The following is a 23194-nucleotide window of genomic DNA, read 5'->3' on the forward strand; positions in this document are numbered from 1 at the left end:
TCGGATGCACACACCGCATGCTGCGGCAACAGGCGTCTATTCTAGCCGAGGCGCCGCGCTGCCGCTCTGGACGGCTCCGCGCGGCTCCGGACGCGCCACCACGGTCGCCGCTCCGCGCAAACCCGCCAGCAGCGCCGCGTCGCGCACGGGGTCCAGACGCGCGCGCATGAGCGCCAGATGCGTCTTGAGCGTCTGCACCCCGATGGCGCACGCCTCGCGGGTCTGCGCGCGCGACTGCCCCGCCAGCAGGCGCATGGCGATCTCGCGCTGAACTGGCGTGAGCGCCGTCTCCCACAGACGTTGCAGCAAGCGCAGCGCAGGGGGCACGGCCAGATGCAGGACAATGCGCGCGCGGTCGGTGACGCCGCCGCCCATGCCGCACAGGTGCGTCGCATGCAGATGCAGCGTGCCGCCGGGTACGGGAACGCTCGCGAACGCCTGCGCACCGGGGGCGCCCGCGCCGGCCGTGCGCACCGCCAGCTCGTCGGCGAGCGCCTGACAGGCCTGCAGAACCACACAAGCATCCGGCCAGGCCCCGCCCGGCGTGAGGCGCCAGACCCGGCGCACGAGCGTGAGCGCCGCCGGATCGGCCCACTGCGGCTGCCGTCCATGCCAGACCAGCATGCCCGCCGCGTTGCCGCCGGACATTGGCGCGTCGTCTTGGCCTAGCACGGGGATCGGCGCGCAGCACGCCGCAGGCGCCGGAAGGCATGGGCGTGCGGGAAGCGAGGTGAACTCGGCCGCGGCGTCCTCGAACGCCGAGACTTCGCGGGTGCTAAAGCGTGGCCGGTCCCCGCGGCGCGCCACGAGCAGCCGCAGCGCCTCGACGGGCGCAGCGCGGGCGCCGGGCTCGCCATCCTGCGCGCCGGCGACCGACGTTGCGTCGCGTCTGGCCGGCAGCAGGCAGACATCGAGCAAATCGCCGCCGGGAAAGCAACGCTCGAGCTCCGGCGGCCGCCCGAGCAACGCCCCCGTCCCATGCGCGTTCCCGTGCGCGCGTCTGGCGTGGCCGCAAGCAAGACCGCAGTGCGCCAGCGTGCGTTGCAGGTCCGCCACCGGGGGCAGCGTCCAGCCGCTCGCGGCGAGCCGCTCGCACGCCGCGAACGGGGCCTGCGGCGCATAACAGCAAGTGAGGTCGGGCGTCTCGCCCGCGCCATCCGGCGCATGACGCCAGAGCGCGGCCACGCTGTCGGCGTCGAGCCCGACGCGCAGCGTCTCGAGCCAAAGCGGCAGGTAGCCGAGTATCGGCACCGGCAGCTGATGTAGTTGGCGAAGGCAGGTGCGCAAGTCCCGCGGCATCCCTGGATGTCTCCCTGTCGGCAAATTCGCAAGGAAATTTCCTATTCCATGCAAACATCTGCGGACATCCCCCATTTGGGGGATGTCCGGTGCGCCGAACGCCCGCATCATCGCCCCATGGCTGATGCGAACCGCACGACGGACCGGCACGGTACACGATCCGAACAGTGCAGGGGAGGCTCAGAAAACCCGTTTGCGGGGAGGCCCGTCAGGGAGTCCCCGATTTCCGGTCGTTGCATGAGGCGACCGGCAAATGTGACGCCCGGCTAGTCGGGGGGCCGGCCGGGCGTCTTTTTCTTTCCTTCTTCCGTTGTCTCGCTTCTCGCGCCAGCTCGTCGGACGCATCGCAGACAGCAGCCAATCGCCCGCGGGCGCACTCCAAATCCGGAAACTTCCCAAAGCAACGCGGAAACCGATAACGCGGTGAACCCATCGCCCTCGCTGGCCCGCTGCCCCGACGTCAATACGTTTCCGGATCCGGATCGGTGCGCTCGAGTTCAACCGACGCCGCAAGCAGGGCAAGGCGCGCCACCACACCGTACATGTAGAACCGGTTCGGCGGCGCAGCCCCGGGCTTGGCGTGGACGTCGGGCAGTGCGGTGTGCTCGAAGGCGAGCGGCACGAAGTGCATGCCGGGCGCGTTCAGGTTCTCGTCGGTGCCGCGTCCGGTATGCACCCGATAGAAACCACCGACCACGTAACGGTCGATCATGTAGACCACGGGCTCGGCCACAGCCTCATTGATGCGCTCGAACGTATAGACGCCCTCCTGCACGATTACGTCGTGCACTTCGAGCCCTTCCTTCACCACACTCATCTTGGTGCGTTCGCGCCGGTTCAGGTTTTTGATCTCGGCGGCGTCATGCACCATCATCACGCCCATGCCGTAAGTCCCGGCATCGGCCTTGATCACGACGAACGGCTTGTCGGTGATGCCGTATTCGCGGTACTTCTTGTTGATCTTCTTGAGCACGGCATCGACGGTGTCGGCAAGTTTCTCCTCACCGACGCGCTCGTCGAAGTCGATCCCTTCGCACTTCGCGAAATACGGATTGAGCATCCACTGATCGACGTCGATCATCTTGGCGAACTTCTTGACGATGTCGTCGTATGCCGAGAAGTGCTGGCTCTTGCGACGCACGGCCCAGCCCGCATGCAGCGGCGGCAGCAGGTACTGTTCGTGCAGTCCCTCCAGAATCGGTGGAATGCCGGCGGACAAGTCGTTGTTGAGCAGGATCGAGCACGGATCGAAGTTCTTGAGGCCGAGCCGGCGCGGCGAACGCTCCAGCGGCTCGATCACCACGTGCTGGCCGTCGGGCAACTCGATGGTCGTCGGCTCGGTGATGTCGTCCGACAGGCTGCCCAGACGAACGTTGAGCCCGGCATGGCGCATAATCGTCGACAGCCGCGCGATGTTCTGCAGGTAGAACGAATTGCGCGTATGCCGTTCGGGAATCAGCAACAGATTCTTGGCGTCCGGGCAAATCTTCTCGATGGCGGCCATGGCGGCCTGCACGGCGAGCGGCAGCACTTCGGGCGCCAGATTGTTGAAGCCGCCGGGAAACAGATTGGTGTCGACGGGAGCGAGCTTGAAGCCGGCGTTGCGCAGGTCGACCGAACAGTAGAACGGCGGCGTGTGTTCCTGCCATTCGAGCCGGAACCAGCGCTCGATGGCGGGCGTCGCATCGAGAATCTTCTTTTCCAGGTCGAGCAGCGGGCCCTTCAGGGCCGTGACGAGATGCGGAACCATGCTTCTCTCATATCCAGATGGAATATCGATTGTAGAGCATCCGCCCGGCGCCCCCGCCGTTTGCCATGCCCTGCGAAGGGGCACAAGGAGCGCCAGAGACGCAGGAGACGCGGCCGGCGCGCCGTGCGGCCGCGCACCGGGGTTTCCCGCGCCGACCGGCGATCGATGGGGGCGCGGCGCAATGCCGCGATGAGAAAAGATGGGGATGGCGCCGCCGTTCGCAAGCCATGTGTGCGGAAAACCGGCGCAGGCCAGGGCAAACCGGCGAAAACCAGTGCAACGCCGCGGCAACCGACGAAGCACCGGCACCGGGCCGGGCCACGCCCGGGGCAAAAAAACGGGCACCCGCAGGGTGCCCGCACAATGCCGGGCCGGCTGTCCGACCGGTAACCGGCAACTCCTCTCGCTCGGACGGCAAACCGTCAGGGGTTCGCCGCCAAGTCATGACCGCCGGGCTCCTCCATCGTTTCCGAACGTCGCGGGGACTTCGGAGGCCGGCTAAACGAAGCAATGAGACCGATGCAAGCGTGAGGTTCGTCCGTCGTCAGTGGCGTCGTCAATTGTGATAGGCCGATTCGCCGTGCGAGGTAATGTCCAGACCCTCGCGCTCCTCGTCTTCCGGCACGCGCAGGCCGAGCACGATATCGGCAATCTTGAAGGCGATGAACGCCACCACGCCCGACCACACCAGCGTGGTAATCACGCCCTGGAACTGAATCCAGACCTGAGCGGCGATCGAGTAGTCCGGCGCGACCTTGTTGGCGACGTAGTCGTAGATGCCCGTGCCGCCAAGCGACGGCGCGGCGAACACCCCCGTCAGAATCGCGCCGAGCATACCGCCCACGCCGTGCACGCCGAATACGTCGAGCGCATCATCGGCCTTGAGCAGGCGCTTCAGACCATTCACGCCCCACAGGCACACCAGCCCCGCGATCAGACCGAGCACGATCGAGCCCATCGGGCCGACGAAACCGGCCGCCGGCGTGACCGCCACCAGGCCGGCCACCGCGCCCGAGGCGCCGCCGAGCATCGACGGCTTGCCCTTCGCGATCCATTCCCCCGAGGTCCACGACAGCGTGGCCGCGGCGGTCGCGAGCAGCGTGTTGACGAAAGCCAGTGCAGCGCCGCCGTTGGCTTCGAGGCCCGAGCCGGCGTTGAAGCCGAACCAGCCGAACCACAGCAGCGAGGCGCCGATCATGGTCATGGTGAGCGAGTGCGGCTTGAACGCCTCCTTGCCGAAACCAACGCGCTTGCCGACCATGTACGCACCGACCAGACCCGCAATCGCGGCATTGATGTGCACCACCGTGCCGCCCGCGTAATCGAGCGCGCCCTTCTGGAACAGCCAGCCGGCGTGTGCCGTGGCGGCGTCCGCGGCGGCCTGATCGGTATAGGCGTCCGGACCCGGCCAGAACCACACCATGTGCGCCATCGGCAGATACGAGAACGTGAACCAGATCACGGTAAAGAGCAGTACCGCCGAGAACCTGGCGCGTTCGGCAAAGGCGCCGACGATCAGCGCACAGGTGATCGCGGCGAACGCGGCCTGGAACGCCATGTACGCGTACTCCGGCACGTTCACGCCCTTGCTGAAGGTGGCGGCGACCGAGTCAGGCGTCATTCCCTTGAGGAACAAACGATCGAAGCCGCCGAAGAACGCCCCGCCCTCGGTAAACGCGATGCTGTAACCGTAGATCGACCAGAGCACCACCACCAGCGAGAAGATGATGAAGCACTGCATCAGCACCGAGAGCATGTTCTTCGAGCGGACCAGACCGCCGTAGAACAGGCCCAGACCGGGCAGTGTCATGAGAATCACAAAGGCGGTGCAGGTGAGCAGCCAGGCGGTGTCGCCCTTGTTGGGCGGCACGGGCGCAGCGGCGGCAGCGGCAGGCGCTGCGGCGGCCGGCGCGGGTGCAGCCGCCGGGGTGGCCGGGGTGGCAGCCGGCGCCGCGGCAGGTGAAGCCGCGTCGGAAGCGGCGGCCGGCGCCGAGGCGTCCTGAGCGAACGCCGCCGTCGAAGCGAGGCCGGCGGTTCCCGCGACGCCCAGCAAGGCCGCGGCAAGCAGGAGTTTGGCAAGCAGTGTTTTCATGATTGTTGTCTCTTATGGATGACCTTTTACAGCGCGTCTTCGCCGGTCTCTCCCGTCCGGATACGAACCACGTGCTCGACGTTGGACACGAAAATCTTGCCGTCGCCGATCTTGCCGGTGCGGGCGGCCTGCTCGATGGCGTCGATCGCCTGGTCGAGCAGGGCGTCGCCGATTACCGCCTCGATCTTCACCTTCGGCAGAAAATCGACGACATACTCTGCCCCGCGGTACAGCTCGGTGTGGCCTTTCTGGCGACCGAAGCCCTTGACTTCGGTCACCGTGATCCCCGCCACGCCGATGTTCGAGAGGGCTTCGCGCACCTCGTCGAGCTTGAAGGGTTTCACAATTGCGGTAATCAGCTTCATGGTGAGTCGCTCCTTAGAATGTCTTCGACAACCCTACGACGACCGTCGCCTTGGAAAGCACTTTGCCGGAGTTGGCGGCCGTGTAGTACTTTTCGTCGGCGTTCGTATCGACATAGGAGACCGACACGGTGAAGTTCTTGCCGAGGTCCTTGGACAGGCCGATCTTCCAGTCGGTGTAGCTTGCGGCGCTGAAGTTGTGTACCCACTGATGGCCCACATGACCCACGGCCGAGATGCCCCAGAAGCCGGTGTCATAGGTGGCCGTCAGGTCGAGGTAGCCGCTGTTGGACGTATCCTGGCCGTCCGGACTCACGAGACCGAACAGACGCGTCATCGCATGCGAGTACTTCAGCGATACGGTTTTCCAGCCCACGGCGGCATACAGCTCGAACGTGTGCGGGCGCGGGAAATAGGTGCCCGACGGATAGCTGCCAGGGTAGTAGTACTGCAGGCCGCCGATGTCGATCGTCCAGTCGGGAATGATTTCCTTCTTCCAGCCGCCGTAGAAGTCCATCTCGATAGGCGCGCTCACGGCGGAATTGCCGTCGGAAATCCAGCTGATGTTCGACGCCCACACGCCTGCGTAGAGGCCCGATTCGTGGGCGACGTCGAAGCCGCCCTGCACCGCCGGACGCTTCGCCGTCTGCGAAATGCCGCGGAAGCGGTAGTCCGAGAACAGGCCGATGTTGGCGGTGACGGTAAACGGCTCGGCGGCCGCTGCGGCAGCAGGCGCGGCGGATGCGGCAGGCTCCGCGGCTTGCGCGAACGCACCGGCCGAGACGGTCATCGCCCCAAAAAGCACACAGCCTGCCATCGCGGTTGACACTTTGTTCATCACTTTCCCCTGAGTTGTAGTCGAGTCTTGGTACAGCGTGCGGCAGCTTCCGGGACTGGTAGAGCAACTCCCGTGCCAGGCGCGCGTGACGCATCCGCTGCGAGGCGCACGATACGAATTTCGGGATAAAAAATGAGCAAAATTGCAGGTGTGCCGGGACGGGCCGACAGCGCGGCGAGGCCGCCCCCGGGTGCGGACGAATGCAGGACGGCGATGTCAAAGCCTTGCCGGACAAGGAAAGGCCGATGGCGCCACGGGCGCCCGCGCTGGCTGGACGCAGGAAACGGTGATAGAGTTGCGCCAACATTGCGGTCCGCACCCGATGCACCAGCTTGCGACGGCCAGACCGGCGCGAGGAAGCACGCTGACGGTGCAAGCACCACGTTGGTGCGATGAAACGAGAGAGGAAGGCTTATGAAACCGAACGAGATCCTGCAAGACATGCAAGCCAAGGTGAGCGAGCTGCTCAAGCAATCGCCCGCCAAGGATATCGAGCGCAACGTCAAAAGCCTGCTCAACTCGGGCTTCAACCGGCTCGACCTGGTAACGCGCGAGGAATTCGACGTTCAGGCCCAGGTGCTCGCGCGCACGCGCGAGAAGCTAGAAGCACTGGAAAAGCGCGTGGCCGAACTCGAAGGCCTGCGCAGCGAAGCGCAGGACTGACGAAAGCAAAAGGGGCGCTGCGGCGCCCCTTGTCATTAATGGCGAACGTTCGTAATGCCGCGCCTCGCTGGCGCGCCGCCTCGCCGCCCGCCTCCCTTTGAAGGCTCGGGGCCCGGCGCCTCCTCCCTCCATCGCGCGCTCTGTCCTATCCGCCCATCGGAATCTGCTTAGGCCCGGGCGGACGACGCCGAAAACGCCGCGCCGCGAATCCGAAATTCGCGCGTTTCTCCCGATAGGCTGTTGCGCACAAGCGTCTGCCGCGACGAAGATAAATCGCAAGCACGCCCCGCCAGGTGCCGCCGCACGAGAAGGAGGAATCACATGTCATTGGCCACCGTCAGCAGCCGCGCGCTCACCGGAGTGAGCGCACGGGCCGTTACCGTCGAGGTGCACCTCGCGAACGGGCTGCCCGGCCTGTCGCTCGTCGGGTTGCCGGACACCGAGGTGAAGGAAAGCCGGGAACGCGTGCGCTGCGCGCTGCAGAACAGCCGGTTCGAATTTCCTGCACGGCGCATCACGATCAATCTGGCGCCGGCCGACCTGCCAAAGGCGTCGGGGTGCTTCGATCTGCCCATTGCGCTCGGCATTCTTGCGGCGAGCGGGCAGTTGCCCGAGGCGGGGCTGCGCAAGCACGAGTTCGCGGGCGAGTTGTCGCTCACGGGCGAACTCCGTCCCATACGCGGCGGCCTCGCGATGGCGGCCGCCATCGCGGCCGAACCGTCCGAACGCGCGCTGGTGCTTCCCCTCGCCTGCGCGAGCGAAGCGGCGCTCGTGGAGAACGCGACGGTGTATGGTGCGCGCACGTTGCTCGATGTATGTGCGCACCTCGCCGAACCCGACGTTGCCGTACCGCTGTCGCGCGCTGCCGCCCCGCATGCGGCACGCGCCCGCCCGCGATCCTCGTCCTGCGCTTCCCGCTCGTTCGACGACGAAGCGCCGGAAGAAACGCGCGAGGCATCCGACATGCCCGACATGCCCGACATGCTCGACATCAAGGGGCAGGAGCCCGCCAAACGGGCGCTGGAAGTTGCGGCCGCCGGCGGACACCATGTGCTGTTCTACGGCCCGCCCGGCACCGGCAAGTCAATGCTCGCCACGCGGCTCGCCGGCCTGTTGCCCGACCTGAGCCCGGCACACGCGGTGGAAGTCGCCACACTGGCGAGTCTGAGCCCGCATGGCTTCGATATGCGTCAATGGGGGCTGCGCCCGTTCCGCGCGCCGCATCATACGGCCTCGGCCGCGGCGCTCGTCGGCGGCGGGACCGTACCGCGTCCGGGCGAAATCAGTCTCGCGCATCGCGGTGTGCTGTTTCTGGACGAGCTGCCGGAATTCCAGCGCCGCGTGCTTGAAGTGCTGCGCGAGCCGCTGGAACTGGGGCATGTCACGATCTCGCGCGCCGGCGGGCAGGCGACATTCCCCGCCGCGTTCCAACTGGTCGCCGCCATGAATCCGTGCCCTTGCGGTGACCTCGGCCATCCGTCGCGCACTTGCCGATGCACGGGAGAGGCAGTGGCGCGCTATCGCAACCGTCTCTCGGGGCCGCTGCTCGACCGCATCGACTTGCATGTGGAAGTGCCGGCTCAGGCGGCCGAGACCTTTGCGGCGCCGGCCGGTGGCGAATGCAGCAATGTCATCGCGCAGCGGGTGCGGCGCGCGCGTGAGCGCCAGCTATCGCGCCAGGGGCGGCTCAATTGCGGTTTGGCGAGCCGCGCACTGGAGTCGACGTGCGCGTTGCACGCCGCGGCGCGCGACATGTTGCATGTCGCAGTCAATCAGCACCATTGGTCGGCGCGAACCTATCACCGTGTGCTGCGCGTGGCGCGCACCGTTGCCGATCTTGCCGACAGCGACATGATCGGCGCCGAACACGTCGCCGAAGCCGTGCAGTATCGGGAGGCCCCGCTGGCATGAAGAAGAGTGATGAGTCGAATGACCGGGGCGATGATGGAGCCGAATGATGGGGCCGAATGATGGAGCCAAATGATGGCGTGCCGCGGGCGCCGCGGCTGCGCGTGGCATGCGGACATCCGCGACATGCGGGACATGCCCAACCTACGCCGCACGCGAGAGAGCTCGCGCGCGAAGCCGCGTCACTCCAGCGTAAACGAATCGAGGAACTGATCGACCTGATCCTTTGGAGGCGCCTGCGTCGCGAGCACGACGACCTGATAGACGTGATTGCCTCGGCCCACGAAGCGAGCGGCAACGTATCGCTCGGTCTTGTCGCTCACGGTCCCATGAGCGGAGACGGCGAGCCCGGGGACGGCGGGAGCGTCGCCCGCCTGGCGCACCATGACCTGCGCTGGCGCTGCGGCCGCATCGCTCACGTTGGCGAGCAGGCCGAGCCGCAGTTCGTCGAGGACTGTCTGGCGCAGCGTGGCGTCATCGTGAGGCAGCGTAACCACGCCGACGGCGAACAGCGCGGCGTCGACGCGCGCCGCTTGCATCCGCATGGGCAGCGGCCCCGAGGCGAACTTGACGTCGCGTGCCTCCTGCGTCGGTTTCGCCGGATAGGTCACGGCATAGGCGCCGTCCTTGTCGTGCACCTCGCGCCAGTCGTAGCGGGGAGAGCAGGCCGCGAGCACCAGCGTCGCGGCAAACAGGAGGCAGACACGGACAACGCGAGTCATGGACGGGCAAGAATGGAAAACAGGGAAGCGATCATTATCCGCCATGTGTTGCGCCATGGAAAACGCGCCGACGCGGTTCCCGGTATCATCGACGCCATATGATGAAGCGTCCCTCCGTCCTCTCGTCGCCCCCGCCGGCGGCCATCGCGCTTCGCCCGCGAGGGCGATGGGCGCGCCAATGGCCGCGCGCCGGCAAATTTGCCGCAGCGGCGACGCTCGGCGTCGCCCGGACTGCCATCCTCACGCGCGCGCTGATCACCCGCCTTGCCGCAGTCTTCGCGGCCCCGGCCTGCCTTGCTACCGCCCTTGCTACCGCCCTTACTGCTACCCTCACTGCCACCCTCAATGCCACCCTTACCGCTGCCCTTGCCGCAACCCTGACCGTGGGTTTTACCGCGGTTGCCGCGGCCGCGCCCGCCGTCTCGGGGCCCGCCGAGCGCAAGACTGGCGCGTGGCGGCAGGCCGCCATCCCGCTCGCCACAGACTTTGCGGCGCACGCCCGCCGCGCGTCCGCGCTCGACGCGCCGCTCATCGTGCTCGTCTCGCTGCGCGACTGCGTCTACTGCGGCCCGATCCGTCAACGCGAGCTCGCACCGCTCGTGCGTAGCGGCAAGTATGAAGTGCGCGAGATCGGCATGGACAGCAGCGCCGCGGTGCGCGACTTCGACGGCGGCGTGACGACCGGCGCCGCCTGGGCGCGCGCCCACGGCGTCAAGGTTTCACCGACGGTTTTGTTCCTCGATACCAACGGGCGCCCCGTCGCGGACCCTTTGATCGGCGCGGGCCTCCCGGATTTTTACGGCGCATACCTCGACGAGGCCATCGCCCGCGGGCGCGCGCGTTTGCACGCCGGGAGCAGCGCCACCGCGCGCGGAGATTCAGAGTAGAATCGTCGTCACGAACTGAACCACACTCCCCTCACGGCTGTGTCATGAGCGCATCGACTTCCCGTAAATCGCCTCTGAGCAAGATTCTCGCCGCCGCGATCATTGCGGCCGTGGCGGTCGCCGCCTACTTCACGTTCGCCGGACAGAAACGCGCCCCCGAGGCGACATTTACGCTGCTCTCCGGTCAGAAGCTCGCCCCTGCCGATCTGAAGGGCAAGGTGTACCTGGTCAACTTCTGGGCGACGAGCTGCACCACGTGCATGAAAGAAATGCCGACGATGGTGAAGACTTACGAGAAATACAAGGGGCAGGGCCTGGAATTCGTGGCGGTCGCAATGAGCTACGACCCGCCCATGTACGTGATGAACTACGCGCAGTCGCGTCAACTGCCGTTCAGGGTCGCGATGGATTCCGACGGCAGCGTCGCCAGGCAGTACGGCAACGTGCAGCTCACGCCGACGACGTTCGTGGTGGATCGCGACGGCAAGGTGCTCAAGCAGTACGTCGGCGAGCCGGAGTACGCCGAGCTCGACAAGCTCATCGAGAAAGCGCTGGCGAAGCAGGCCTGACGCCCTTCCCGTCAGCGCCGACCATCAGTACCCTTCGATTAGCGCCCTTCGGGGCGCTTCGTGCTTCTAACGCGCCTCCTGCACTTCCTGCACTTCCTGCACTTCCTGCACTTCCTGCACTTCCTGCATTTCCCGCGCTCCCCTCGCTTCCCGCGGGCGCCGATCAGCGGCCGCCCTCCGCCCCGTCGCCATGCCCTCGCGTATGCAAGCCATAGCGCTTGAGTTTTTCGTAGAGCGTAGCCTTGGGCACGTGCAGCGCCTCGGCCGTGGCGGCCACGTTGCCCTTGCTGTGCTCGAGCGCTTCTTGCAGCACCGCGCGCTCGAAACGCTCGACCTGCTCCTTGAGCGGCAGCGGCGCGACTGATTCGCCGTCGGGCGCACTCGCCACCCCGAGCACCAGACGGTCGGCCGCATTGCGCAGCTCGCGCACGTTGCCCGGCCAGTCGGCCTGCATCAGCTCCTGACGCAGGCGATCGGACACCACCGGCGCCGGACGCCCGTAGCGCACCGCCGCATCGAGCATGAAATGCTCGAACAGGGGCAGGATGTCCTCGCGACGCTCACGCAGCGGCGGCAAGGCGAGCGTCACCACATTCAGGCGGTAATACAGGTCGCGGCGGAACGTGCCCTCGCGCACCAGCGCCTCCAGGTCGCCCTTGGCCGCGGCCACCACGCGGCAATCCACCCGAATCGACTGGTTCGACCCCAGACGCTCGAGCACGCCGTCCTGCAACACGCGCAGCAGCTTTACCTGCAGCGCCGCCGGCATGCTCTCGATCTCGTCGAGGAAAAGCGTCCCGCCCGAGGCATGCTCGAGCTTGCCGATGCGGCGCTTGGCCGCGCCCGTGAACGCGCCGACTTCGTGACCGAACATCTCGCTCTCGAAGATCGTTTCGGGCAGCGCGCCGCAGTTCAGCGCGACGAACGGCGCGTCGCGGCGGCGCGAGAGCTCATGCAGGCTGCGCGCCACCAGTTCCTTGCCGGTGCCGGTGTCGCCGTTGATCAGCACCGGCGCGTCGGTCATCGCAACGTTGGCGATGAGCGTGCGCAGCGTCTCCATCGACGGGCTGCGGCCAATGATGCGCGACGCGCGTCCGCCCTGTTCCGCCAGCTCGCGCCGCAGCGCCTGGTTCTCGAGCATGAGCTTACGTGTCTCGAGCGCGCGCTTGGCCGACTCGATCAGGCGATCCGGCGCGAAAGGCTTTTCGATGAAATCGTAGGCGCCGTCGCGAATCGCCTGCACGGCCATCGAAATATCGCCGTGACCGGTCACGAGAATGACGGGCACCTCCGGCGCATGCTGACGCAGATGAGCGAGCAGTTCCAGCCCGCTCATGCCCACGAGGCGAATATCGGACACGACGATACCCGGGAAGTCCGGCGTGATGCGCTCGCGCGCGGCTTCGGCCGAGGCGAGCCCGAAGGCGTCCAGGCCAGCGAGTTGCAGGCTTTGCAGCGTCGCGCGCCGCACGAGTTCGTCGTCTTCGACGAAGAGGATCTGGAGGTTCTTGTACATCATGCGATTGTCGCGCCGGCGTGTTGCACGCGGCGCAGCGTCACGAGAAATTCCGCACCACCGCCGGGAACGTTGCGGGCCACGAGTTGCCCGCCGTTCTCCTGCGCGATGGACGACGAGATGGCCAGTCCGAGCCCCATGCCCTGACCGCCCTCCTTGGTACTGAAAAACGGCTCGAACAGGCGCGGCATGTGCGCCTGCGCGATGCCCGGCCCGTTATCGCGCACGTAGATGCGCACCCACGCCTCGCTGGCGTCCACGTCGATCCATATCGACGGCGACGCCGGCGCGCCGGCGCCGCTCGAGACCGCGTCGATGGCGTTGCCAACCAGGTTGATCAGCACCTGTTCGAGCCGCAGCCCTTCGCAGGCGACCTGCACCTCTTCCAGGCCGTCGGCGAACGTGGTCGTCAGCTGGATGCCCTCCAGGCGTGCGCGCAGCAGCATCGTCGTATTGTCGAGCGCGCGTCGCACCGACGCCTCCATGTCGCCGCGCCGCGAGCGTCCCGCAAAGAGCCGCAACTGGCCGGTGATCTTGCCCATGCGGTCGGTGAGCGAGGCAATCGCTTCGAGATTTTCGCGCGCCGCCGCGTACTCGCCGCGCTCGAGCAGCACGCGCGTATTGTCGGAGAACGTGCGCAGCGCCGAGAGCGGCTGATTGAGTTCATGCGTGATGCCCGCGGCCATCTGGCCGAGCGCCACGAGTTTGGACGCCTGAACAAGCTCGCTTTGCGTCTCGCGCAGCTCGTGCTCGGTACGCGCACGTTCCTGCACTTCCGTTTGCAAACGCTCGTTGGCCGCCTGCAGATCCGCGGTGCGCTCGGCCACGCGCTCGCCCAGTTCGGCATACGCCGCCTGCAGCAGTTCGCGGCTCTTGAGCATATCGCGCACGCGCTGTCGACGCTGGTTCCATGCAATGCCGAGCAGGCACGTAAAGGCCGCCAGACATGCCGCCGCCACGGCCGCGATGCGCGCGTTCGCGATGACCTGATCGAGCGGCGCGAAGTACATGAGCGTCCAGTCGGGCTCGCCCAGCTTGCGCTGCACGGCGAGAAAGCGCCGGGTCCTGCCCGCGCCGCGTCCGTCGCGCACGGTCACGACTTCGCCGTCGGCGTCGAGCCGCTCGTCCTCGGTCCAGGCGAGCGGTGTGATGTGCTGGTTGTAGTACTGGCGCGTGCTCTCGAGCGCAGCCTTCACGTCGGGCGCGAGCGGCGCGAGCGAGCGATATTGCCAGCGCGGCTCGGACGACAGGAACACCACGCCATGATCGTCTGCCACGACGACCGGCTCGGAGGCGTCCGCGCCCGCGCGCTGGAACCATTCGAGATTCAGTTTGACGACCACCACCCCGAGAATCTGACCGTCCACCACGATCGGCTGCGAGACGAAATACCCCGGCTCGCCGGAAGTGGTTCCCACGCCGTAGAAGCGGCCGAGCGCCCCCTTCATGGCGTCGATGAAATACGGGCGGAAGCGGTATTCCTGGCCGACGAAAGTGGCCTTTTCGCGCCAGTTGCTGGCGGCCAGCGCAAGCCCGGTCGCGTCGATGACATACGCGGCCGAAGCCTTGGCGCGCTGATTCACGTCGAACAGATAATCGTTGGCCCGCTGCACGACGGCGCGATCGGCCGGATGCCGCAGCAGATCATGGACATACGGATGCAGTGAGAGCAGGTACGGCAGGAATTCGTAGCGATCGACGGTGCTGCGCAGGCTGCCCGCGTAGCGCTCGACGCGCGCGCCGGCGTTCACGCGCAGGTCGGCCACACCGCGCTGCCAGCTCAGGGCGTATGTCAACCAGCAAAACAGGATGCTCGCCACCAGCATGGCGGCGATCCATGACCCACGGCGCATCGGCAAAGTCCTTTCGAGATCGAGGGGGACTCCGTCGCGCCGGCGGGCCGCACCGCTCGCGTAGGCGGGCGCAGCACCTTCCGGTGCGTCGCGCTGGCGAGGGCGGATCGAGTTGTCTTGCAGCGTGGCCATGGCGTCACAACACCCATCACGACGTCAAAAGGCCACCGGGCGGCGAAGCTCAGGCGCTATTGTGCCTGTGCCGCGCCGCCCGGTGGCGAACGTAATGCGTGCGAACACGCCGGGGGTCCGGCGCGTTCGCCCCGCCCCGGCGGCCGCGACATGCCTTCGTGCCGCACGCGCCGGGGCGGGCCGGGGCATCGGCCGGGCGTCGCCGTGCGTTCCCGCCACGACACCGCTCCGATGTCCCGCAGGCCGTCAGGCCAGTTCCGGTTCCCGCTTGCTCGACATGGCCTCGGCCAGTTTCTTGCGGTCCAGCTCCTTTTCCCAGGCCGACACGACGATCGTGGCAACGCCGTTGCCGCAGATGTTCGTGAGTGCACGGCACTCGCTCATGAAGCGGTCGATACCGAGGATCAGCACCATCCCGGCTACCGGAATGGTCGGGATCACGGCCAGCGTGGCGGCCAGCGTGATGAAGCCCGCGCCGGTCACGCCCGAAGCGCCCTTCGAGGTGAGCATCGCCACGGCGAGCAGCGTGAGCTGCTGGCCCCAGGTCAGGTCGATGTTGGTCGCCTGCGCGATGAACAGCACGGCCATCGTCATGTAGATGTTCGTGCCGTCGAGGTTGAACGAGTAGCCGGTCGGGATCACCAGACCCACCACCGACTTCGAGCAACCGGCCTTCTCCATCTTCTCCATCAGATGCGGCAGCGCGGCCTCCGACGAGCTCGTGCCGAGCACGATCAGCAGCTCTTCCTTGATGTAGGCGAGGAAGCGGAAGATCGAGAAGCCGGTGAATTTGGCGATGAGCCCGAGCACGACGATCACGAACAGGAACGACGTCAGGTAGAACGTGCCCATGAGCTTGGCCAGTGGCACGAGCGAGGCAATGCCGTACTTGCCGATCGTGAACGCCATCGCACCGAAGGCGCCGAGCGGGGCCACCTTGGTGATGATATGCACCACGCGAAAGAGCACGCCCGAGACGCTGTCGATCCAGCTCGTCACCACGCGGCCGCGATCGCCGATCGCGCTCAGCGCGGCGCCGAACAGGATGGCGATCACGAGGATCTGCAGAATCTCACCCTTGGCGAACGCGTCGGTGATCGTGTTCGGAATCAGGTGCAGCAGGAAGTCGACGAACGTATCGCCGTGCGCCGCCTTCTCGGCGTAGCCGGCGATCGCCTTCGGATCGAGCGAGTTGATGTCGACGTTGAAGCCGGCGCCCGGCTTCAGGATGTGCGTCGCGAACAGACCGATGATGAGCGCGAGCGTCGACACGATTTCGAAGTAGATGAGGGCCTTGCCGCCGACGCGGCCGACCTTCTTCATGTCCTCCATGCCGGCGATGCCGGTCACCACCGTACAGAAGATCACCGGGCCGATGATCATCTTGATCAGCTTGATGAACGCATCGCCGAGCGGCTTCATCTGCACCGCGAGGTCGGGCTTGAAGTGCCCGAGCAGCACGCCGATGATGATGGCGATCAGCACCTGCACGTACAGAATGCGATAAAAGGGGGTCTTGGTCTTGGTTTGCATGTTGTTTCCTCTTCAGACGGTGGGGCAAGCCACCGCCCTCGTTGTCAATCCGCGGTGACGCCGCGAATCTCGCTTTGCGCAAAGCGCATTTGCTCCTCCATCACCATCTGGGCCAGCTCCTTCTTCAATTCGTTGAATTCGCTGCCGGCCGTGTCGCGCGGACGAGGCAGTTCGATGGCGACATCCCGCTTGACCGTGCCCGGCCGGTACGTCATCACGACGACCCGGTCGGCCAGATAGATCGACTCCTCGATGCTGTGGGTGACGAAAATGATCGTCTTCCTGAATTCCTCCCAGATACGCAGCAACTCGTCCTGCAGCGTGCGTCGCGTGAGTGCGTCGAGCGCGCCGAACGGCTCGTCCATGAGCATGATCGGGCTGTCGAGCGCGAGCACGCGCGCGATCGCCACGCGCTGGCGCATGCCGCCCGAGAGGTCGCGCGGGAAGCGATCGCGAAACTCGCGCAGGTTGAGCTTGCCGAGCAGCAGATCCACGCGCTCGTTGATCTGCGCGCGTTTCATGCCCTTGATTTCCAGGCCGAACGCAATGTTCTGCGCCACCGTCATCCACGGGAACAGCGCGTACTCCTGGAACACCATGCCGCGATCCGGGCCCGGCTCGGCGGCCGCGTCCGCCCGGCCGTCGATGCGGATTTCGCCCGAGCTCGGCTGCACGAAGCCCGCCAGCGCATTGAGCAGCGTGGACTTGCCGCAGCCCGACGGGCCGAGCAGGCACACGAACTCGCCGGTGCGAATGTTCAGATCGATGTTCTTGAGCGCGTCGATCGTGCCCCCGGGAATGGCGAACTGTTTGTTGACGTTTTGAATTTCGATCAGCATGTCGTTCGCCTCACTTCGTTTCGAGACCACGATGCCACTTGAGCAGGTGGCTGTTGAGGCGGTCCATGCCCAGGTCGATGATCAGTCCGAGCAGACCGATGGTCAGCATGCCGGCGATGATCTTGTCCGACCACATGTACTCGCGCGCTTCCAGAATGCGGTAGCCCAGGCCATTGTTCACGGCAATCATCTCGGCCACGATCACGACGATGAACGCCGTGCCGATGCCGATCCGGATGCCCGAGAGGATGTAGGGCGTGGCGGCCGGCATGATCACGCGGCGAAAGATCGTGAACTGGCTCGCGCCGAGGTTGCGCGCCGCGCGCAGGTAGATGCCGTCGACGTGGCGCACGCCGGCGATGGTGTTCATCAGCACGGGAAAGAACGCCCCGAGCGCGATAAGGAAGAACGCCGGCGGGTTGCCCAGCCCGAACCACAGGATGGCGAGCGGAATGTAGGCGATCGGCGGGATCGGGCGCACGACCTGCACCAGCGGGTTGAAGAGCCCGTAGACGCGCGTGCTCGTGCCCATGAGCAGGCCGAGCGGCAGCGCGATGACGGTGCCGACGAGAAAGCCCATGATCACGCGATAGAGGCTGTTGGCCGCGTCGGTGAGCAGTTCGCTCGAATGCAGCCACGCGCCGAAGCCGTCGGCCATGGCGGCCGTCGGCTTGAGGTACTGCCACCACTTGGTGATGACGGCGAGCGGCGACGGAAGAATGATCGGGTTGATCCACCCGAGGCCCGTGACGATCTGCCAGATCGCCACGACCGCGAGCGGAATCAACACGCCGCGCAGCACGCGCGAGGAGCGCGTGCCGGAAGAAGCGAGCACTGCGGCCATCCGGATGCCCCGCTTACTTGACGTTCAGCTTGGTCTTGGCCTTGGCGAGCAGGTCGAGCTTGACCCAGTCGTCGGCCTTCGGCACCGGATCCTGCAGCTTGCCCACGCCATACTTCTTCATGAGGTCGGTCGTGAGCTGCACGTGCGAGGTGCTCAGGTCGTAGCTGTACGGCGAGTTGCCGATCGCGTCGGTGAAATCCTGCGTGGTGATCTGGTTCTTGAACATGTCCTCACGCACGTACTTCTCGGCCGCCTGCGGGTTCTTGATGAAGTAGTCGGTCGCTTCGACGAACGCGTACATCAGGCGCTGCGCCACGTCCGGCTTCTCCTTGTAGAGCTTCTCGGTGATCACGAGCGCGCGCACCGGCTCGCCGATCGGGGTGTCGTAGGGCTTGAGCACTTCCACGCCGAAACCCTTGTTGATGGCCTGCGAGGCCTGCGGCTCCGACTGGCACATCGCGTCGATGCTGCCGGCGGCGAGCGCCTGGTTCAGATCGGCGAAGGCCATGAACATGATCTGCACATCCTTGCCCGGCTGGTCCGACCACGTCAGGCCGGCCTTGGCCAGCTCAGCGTAGAGAATGAGCTCCTGCGCGCCGCCACGGGCCACGCCCACCTTCTTGCCCTTGAGGTCGGCGACCTTCACGATCGGCAGCCCTTTCTTCGCGACAAGACGCACGCCGCCCTTGGCAAACCCGGCCACGGCGTAGATCGGCGCGCCCTGCGCGCGCCCCGCGATGGCGGCGTCGAGCGCGCTGGCCGACACGTCGATCTGGCCGGCTACGATCGCCGGCATGATGTCCACGCCCTTGGCGAACATCCGCTCTTCGATCTTCAGGCCGTACTTCGGCCCGATCACCTTCATGTACGAGACCGCGCCGTAGTGCGCGAACTTCAGATTCCCCAGACGCACGAGGTCGTCGGCAAACGCGTGCAGCGAAGCCGCACACAGCGCTGCGGCGGCAAGGCATTGCTTGAACATAAGGTCTCCTTTCTCTCTTATTGGAATGGCCCGCCGGAAACGTCGGAAATCTCGGAAACGTCGGATTTTCAGACGCCGCGGTAGCACGCGCGTTAGAAAGCAATACTTATGCCAGACGAACAAGCCTTTGATTTTATTAAGTGAAATTGAGGAAAACCCGATAGTCGGGTATACGGAATTCCGGAAAACTCTCGCACGATCTTTCTGGAATTCCAGAAAACCTGCGAGTCCCGGACAACGGCGAGGTGGGCGGCGGGGTCGCCGGGCAGCCGAGGTTGGGGACTGGATACGCCGACTGCAGGGGTTCCGCGGGTCGCGGATTGAGCGGCGCGGGCGGTGGAGGCTCGAGAGTGCAGGGACAGGCGTTGTTGCGCCGACCCGGCACCGACGCGTGAGGCGAAAGCCGTTGGCCGATGCCGCCGGCACCGGCCAGCATGACCTCAGGCGGACAGCGCCTCGGGCACGGGCGGCTGGTAGCCCAGCGCAGCCGAGATCTCGGCCGCGCACGCCGACAGCCGCGACGAGATGTCGGGCAACAGCGCGCGTGTCATGCGCGATGACGGCCCCGACGCCGAGAGCGATGCGATCACCTCGCCCGAGGCGTCGCGCACCGGCACGGCGACCGAGACGGCTTCCGGCGCCAGTTCGCCAAAGCTCACCGCAACGTCCTGGCGGCGCACGTTGAGCAATTCGGCGGCGAGTTCGTCGCGCTCGATGAGTGTGCCGGCGGTAAAGCGCTTGCGGGGGCGGCCCAGCACTTGCGCACGCACGTCGTCCGAGGCGAATGCGAGCAGCACGCGGCCCGACGCGCCCACGTACAGCGGCCGACGGTTGCCGACCACGCCGTGCACGCGCAACTCGTGCGTGGATTCGACGCGCGCCACGCACAGCGACTCGAGGCCGTCGCGCACGCGAAGTTGAATGTTCTCGTTGAGCGCGCGGTTGAGCGCCTGGAGATGGCGATGCGCCACCTTCACGAGATTGACCTGCTCGTGGCCGGCCACGCCGAGCACCAGCGCCTGGGCGCCGAGCACGTAGGTCACCGGACTGCCTTCGCGCACCACCCAGCGGTGTCGCTCGAGCGTGGCCAGCAGACGAAACGCACGCGACTTGTTCAGGCCCGCGCGCTGCGCCAGTTCCGTCACACCCAGGCCGGGGCACTCCCCGACCAGCGACAGCAGCGTAAGTGCCGTGTCGACCGAAGCGACTGTGTAGTCCATCAAACTTCCTCGCTATGTTGTTCGGCATAGGCGGCGAGCGCCGCCGCGAATTGCCCCAGTTGCGATTGCAGCGTCGAGAAGCCGTCATGCTTTTCGCCGCGCGCCTCATTCAGGTAAAGCGCCTGGTTCAGCTCGATCTGTACGCTGTGGCGCCGCTGCGCAGGCCGTCCGAAGTGGCGCACGATGTCGCCGCCGCGATACGGCGTGTTGTAGGCCACGCGAAACCCCAGCCGCGTGAGCTCCGCGATGATCCAGCGCGAGAACGCCGGATCCGCGCTCGTGCCGTCGGCGTCGCTCACGATCGCGTCCGGGCGCGGCATGCCGGCATCCGGATCGAGCGCGCCGCCGCGCGCGCGCATCGAATGGCAGTCCAGATGCCAGACCGCGCCGTGCCGCCGCCACGCGGTGTCGAGCGCATCGCGCAGCGCCTGGCGGTATGGCAGGTAGTAGTCGTGAATGCGCCGCTCGACTTCGGCGACCGTGAGACGCCGGTCGTAGAGCGGCACATTGGGCGCCGCAAAGCGATGCAGCAGTCCCACGCCACGCTCGCTGTACGCCTGCGGGCGCGCATCGTGCGGCCACAGGCTCGCGAGCAGTTCGGGATCGATGTCGTACACGGCACGATTCGGATCGATGTAAGCGCGCGGGAAGAGCGCGGCGATGAGCGTCGCGCCGTGGTGCGTGGCCGCGAGCCAGAGTTCGTCGACATAGGCGTCGCCGCACGCGAGAATCGCCGCCGTGGGCGCAATGGTGTCGAAATCCGGCGGGAGCACGTGGCCGCTGTGGGGCACGTCGATCACCAGGGGCAAACGTCTGCCCGAGCCACCCCTGCCCTCTTGTGGCCCTTCCACAAAAAATCGGCCCTCGGTGACCTGGCGGGACATGCAGTCTCCTCACGCGCTTCCGGCACTCTCGCTCGCCGTTGGCAAGCCCTCCGTTTTGAACAGCAAAACAGGGTTTCAATATTCTGAAACAACGGTTCGGCGCCGACAAGGCGAGGCGTGTTACAACATATTTCCCGGCGCACGACGCCGCGCTCGGCGACGGTGTGACGAAGTTAGGCGAAGATGCATGAAGTTGCCGGTGCGTTTATCAGCACTTGCCGCCCGCATGCGGGAGCACAAAGGCGTCTCGCGCAACGAACCCGGTGCACGGGCTGTGATGACTCGTAATGGTTTCCTGGCGGCGATCGCCGCGGCGGCGGCCACGCGTCGCGTTTGCTGATGCGTTCTCACAAACAAAAACGCGGACCGTCTTTCGACGGCCCGCGCCTTGTCGTTCTCCGGCGCCCGGGGCGCCTGCGCTCAGATCGCGTCGGCCACACCCGCTTCGTGCGCCTGCACGTCGGCGTGATAGCTCGAGCGCACCATCGCGCCCACGGCGGCGTGCGTGAAGCCCATCTCGTAGGCTTGTGCTTCGAACATCTTGAACGTCTCCGGCGTCACGTAGCGGCGCACCGGCAGATGGTGCTCCGAGGGCTGCAGATACTGGCCGATGGTGAGCATGTCGACGTTGTGTGCGCGCAGATCGCGCATGACCTGCAGAATTTCCTCGTCCGTCTCGCCCAGACCGACCATCAGGCCCGATTTGGTGGCGACGTCCGGGTGCTTCGCCTTGAATTCCTTGAGCAGCGTGAGCGAGTGCTGGTAGTCCGAGCCCGGGCGCGCTTCCTTGTACAGACGCGGCACCGTCTCGAGGTTGTGGTTCATCACGTCCGGCGGGGCGGCGTTCAGGATGCCGAGGGCGCGATCCAGGCGCGCGCGGAAATCCGGCGTGAGGATCTCGATGCGGGTCTGCGGGGAAAGCTCGCGCACATGGCGAATGCAATCGACGAAGTGCTGGGCGCCGCCGTCACGCAGGTCGTCGCGGTCCACGCTCGTGATCACCACGTACTTCAGGCGCATTGCCGCGATGGTCTTCGCGAGATTGAGCGGCTCGTTCGCGTCGAGCGGATCCGGGCGGCCGTGCCCCACGTCGCAGAACGGGCAGCGCCGCGTGCACTTGTCGCCCATGATCATGAAGGTCGCCGTGCCCTTGCCGAAGCACTCGCCGATGTTCGGGCAGCTCGCCTCTTCGCACACCGTGTGCAGGTTGTGCTCGCGCAGGATCTGCTTGATTTCGTAGAAGCGCGACGTATGGGTGGCTGCCTTCACGCGGATCCAGTCCGGCTTCTTCAAACGCTCGACCGGCACGATCTTGATCGGAATACGCGCGGTCTTGGCCTGCGACTTTTGCTTGGCGGTGGCGTCGTAGTCGCCGTCGATCGTGCGAACTTCCTTGCTCGCGGTGTCGTTCTGGGTCACGGTGGTGGTCATGATGGGGCTTTCCAGGCGTCCGTTCAGGCAGCGGCGTTGGCCGCATCAGCCGTATGGGTCGAAGGCGCGGCGTGTGCCGACGCGGTGTGCTGTTCGAGGTGACGGCCGAGTTGCTGCGCCAGTCGCGCGGCCACTTCGTCCCAGCGGGCGGCCACGCCGAGCGTGGCCATGTCTATGGTTTGCAGGCCGGCGTAGCCGCACGGATTGATCCAGTCGAACGGCCGCAGATCCATGGCGACGTTCAGCGATACGCCGTGATAGCTGCATCCGTTGCGGATCTTCAATCCGAGCGCGGCAATCTTCGCGCCGGCATGCGCCGCGGCGGGGCCGCCCGGACTCACATAGATGCCCGGCGCGCCGGCCCGGCGCTCAACGTCGAGATTATACGCTCCAAGGGTGTCGATCACCGCCTGCTCGATCAGCCGCACCATTTCGCGCACGCCAAGCTTGCGGCGGCGCAGGTCCACGAGCAGATAGATCACCACCTGGCCGGGGCCGTGATACGTGATCTGGCCGCCGCGGTCGACCTTGACAAGCGGAATGCCGGTGTCGGCAACGAGCAGATGGGCGGGATCGCCGGCCAATCCCAGCGTATAGACGGGCGGATGCTGGACGATCCAGAGCTGATCCGGGGCGTGCGGGCCACGCGCATCGGTGTACGCGCGCATGGCGTCGAACGATGTGGCGTAGTCTTCGGTGCCGCGCCAGCACACTTCGATCGGGGAGGTCATGAGCGCGATTTTAACGAAAGCCGCGCAGTCTTGCTGACGCCCGCGTGCCTGGGCGGCGCACGACGCGCGCGCCCCCCGGCCGCCGGCGCGAGCCGCAGGCGTACCCCGCGCCGCCGGATCGCAATCATCCCATCATGGG

Annotated in this window: 21 protein-coding genes; 5 read left to right on the forward strand and 16 right to left on the reverse strand. The window is 66.3% G+C overall.

The annotated features are described in order from the left end of the window. Positions 1-36: 36 nt before the first annotated feature. The 5 genes from CDN36_RS05950 to CDN36_RS05970 form a co-directional block, all read right to left on the reverse strand. Positions 37-1299 (reverse strand): helix-turn-helix transcriptional regulator, encoded by a 1263-nt coding sequence (locus tag CDN36_RS05950; protein ID WP_287496231.1) that lies wholly within the window; start codon positions 1297-1299, stop codon positions 37-39. Positions 1300-1759: 460 nt separating this feature from the next. Beyond that, positions 1760-3049, reverse strand: a complete 1290-nt coding sequence (gene gshA, locus CDN36_RS05955; protein WP_150553905.1) for a glutamate--cysteine ligase — start codon at positions 3047-3049, stop codon at positions 1760-1762. Between the two features lie 556 nt (positions 3050-3605). Next, a complete protein-coding gene (gene amt, locus CDN36_RS05960) occupies positions 3606-5141 on the reverse strand; it encodes an ammonium transporter (RefSeq protein ID WP_287496232.1) in 1536 nt (511 codons plus the stop codon). 26 nt (positions 5142-5167) lie between these two features. Next, complete coding sequence (locus CDN36_RS05965; protein ID WP_010804740.1) at positions 5168-5506, reverse strand: P-II family nitrogen regulator; 339 nt, start codon at positions 5504-5506, stop codon at positions 5168-5170. Positions 5507-5519: 13 nt separating this feature from the next. After that, positions 5520-6341, reverse strand: coding sequence for a TorF family putative porin (locus CDN36_RS05970; protein ID WP_150553907.1), 822 nt, complete (start codon positions 6339-6341; stop codon positions 5520-5522). A gap of 414 nt (positions 6342-6755) precedes the next feature. Here CDN36_RS05970 and CDN36_RS05975 point away from each other — a divergent pair, with 414 nt between their 5' ends. Continuing rightward, a complete protein-coding gene (locus CDN36_RS05975) occupies positions 6756-7004 on the forward strand; it encodes an accessory factor UbiK family protein (protein WP_039407751.1) in 249 nt (82 codons plus the stop codon). A gap of 321 nt (positions 7005-7325) precedes the next feature. After that, entirely contained in the window at positions 7326-8915 is a 1590-nt protein-coding gene (locus CDN36_RS05980) for a YifB family Mg chelatase-like AAA ATPase (RefSeq protein ID WP_287496233.1), read from the forward strand. A gap of 179 nt (positions 8916-9094) precedes the next feature. Here CDN36_RS05980 and CDN36_RS05985 read toward each other — a convergent pair whose 3' ends face one another. Beyond that, the gene (locus CDN36_RS05985) at positions 9095-9634 is read right to left on the reverse strand and encodes a hypothetical protein (protein ID WP_150553910.1); all 540 of its coding nucleotides are present in this window, start codon (positions 9632-9634) and stop codon (positions 9095-9097) included. A 98-nt stretch (positions 9635-9732) separates the two neighbouring features. Here CDN36_RS05985 and CDN36_RS05990 point away from each other — a divergent pair, with 98 nt between their 5' ends. Both CDN36_RS05990 and CDN36_RS05995 read left to right on the forward strand, forming a co-directional pair. Beyond that, positions 9733-10521, forward strand: a complete 789-nt coding sequence (locus tag CDN36_RS05990; protein ID WP_287496234.1) for a thioredoxin domain-containing protein — start codon at positions 9733-9735, stop codon at positions 10519-10521. A 44-nt stretch (positions 10522-10565) separates the two neighbouring features. Then, positions 10566-11090, forward strand: coding sequence for a TlpA family protein disulfide reductase (locus tag CDN36_RS05995; RefSeq protein ID WP_150553912.1), 525 nt, complete (start codon positions 10566-10568; stop codon positions 11088-11090). Positions 11091-11253: 163 nt separating this feature from the next. Here CDN36_RS05995 and CDN36_RS06000 read toward each other — a convergent pair whose 3' ends face one another. From CDN36_RS06000 to CDN36_RS06035, 8 genes are all read right to left on the reverse strand, one after another. Continuing rightward, positions 11254-12606: a sigma-54-dependent transcriptional regulator gene (locus CDN36_RS06000; RefSeq protein WP_150554162.1), complete on the reverse strand. Its 1353-nt coding sequence runs from the start codon at positions 12604-12606 to the stop codon at positions 11254-11256. Further along, positions 12606-14591 (reverse strand): sensor histidine kinase, encoded by a 1986-nt coding sequence (locus CDN36_RS06005; RefSeq protein ID WP_150553913.1) that lies wholly within the window; start codon positions 14589-14591, stop codon positions 12606-12608. Before CDN36_RS06005 ends, CDN36_RS06000 begins: the two co-directional genes overlap by 1 nt. Before the next feature lie 246 nt (positions 14592-14837). After that, on the reverse strand, positions 14838-16124 hold the full coding sequence (locus CDN36_RS06010) for a dicarboxylate/amino acid:cation symporter (RefSeq protein ID WP_150553914.1): 1287 nt from the start codon (positions 16122-16124) through the stop codon (positions 14838-14840). A 44-nt stretch (positions 16125-16168) separates the two neighbouring features. Beyond that, a complete protein-coding gene (locus tag CDN36_RS06015) occupies positions 16169-16963 on the reverse strand; it encodes an ABC transporter ATP-binding protein (protein WP_150553915.1) in 795 nt (264 codons plus the stop codon). 10 nt (positions 16964-16973) lie between these two features. Further along, positions 16974-17807, reverse strand: coding sequence for an ABC transporter permease (locus CDN36_RS06020; protein ID WP_150553916.1), 834 nt, complete (start codon positions 17805-17807; stop codon positions 16974-16976). A 13-nt stretch (positions 17808-17820) separates the two neighbouring features. Next, a complete protein-coding gene (locus CDN36_RS06025; protein WP_150553917.1) occupies positions 17821-18789 on the reverse strand; it encodes an ABC transporter substrate-binding protein in 969 nt (322 codons plus the stop codon). A gap of 440 nt (positions 18790-19229) precedes the next feature. Then, entirely contained in the window at positions 19230-20009 is a 780-nt protein-coding gene (locus CDN36_RS06030; RefSeq protein ID WP_150553918.1) for an IclR family transcriptional regulator, read from the reverse strand. Continuing rightward, a complete protein-coding gene (locus CDN36_RS06035) occupies positions 20009-20893 on the reverse strand; it encodes an N-formylglutamate amidohydrolase (protein ID WP_150553919.1) in 885 nt (294 codons plus the stop codon). Before CDN36_RS06035 ends, CDN36_RS06030 begins: the two co-directional genes overlap by 1 nt. A gap of 187 nt (positions 20894-21080) precedes the next feature. On the opposite strand from CDN36_RS06035, the gene CDN36_RS06040 reads away from it, so the two are divergent. Beyond that, positions 21081-21233, forward strand: coding sequence for a hypothetical protein (locus tag CDN36_RS06040; protein WP_287496235.1), 153 nt, complete (start codon positions 21081-21083; stop codon positions 21231-21233). 80 nt (positions 21234-21313) lie between these two features. On the opposite strand, the gene lipA is transcribed toward CDN36_RS06040, so the two are convergent. Then, the gene (gene lipA, locus CDN36_RS06045; protein WP_241013712.1) at positions 21314-22324 is read right to left on the reverse strand and encodes a lipoyl synthase; all 1011 of its coding nucleotides are present in this window, start codon (positions 22322-22324) and stop codon (positions 21314-21316) included. 23 nt (positions 22325-22347) lie between these two features. After that, positions 22348-23055 carry a lipoyl(octanoyl) transferase LipB gene (gene lipB, locus CDN36_RS06050; RefSeq protein ID WP_287496236.1) on the reverse strand — a complete coding sequence of 236 codons (708 nt, stop codon included), beginning with the start codon at positions 23053-23055 and terminating at the stop codon, positions 22348-22350. Between the last annotated feature and the right edge of the window lie 139 nt (positions 23056-23194).

This window comes from Pandoraea sp. CB10b_02 (genome assembly GCF_002216225.1).
In the GTDB taxonomy this organism is placed as follows: domain Bacteria; phylum Pseudomonadota; class Gammaproteobacteria; order Burkholderiales; family Burkholderiaceae; genus Pandoraea; species Pandoraea nosoerga.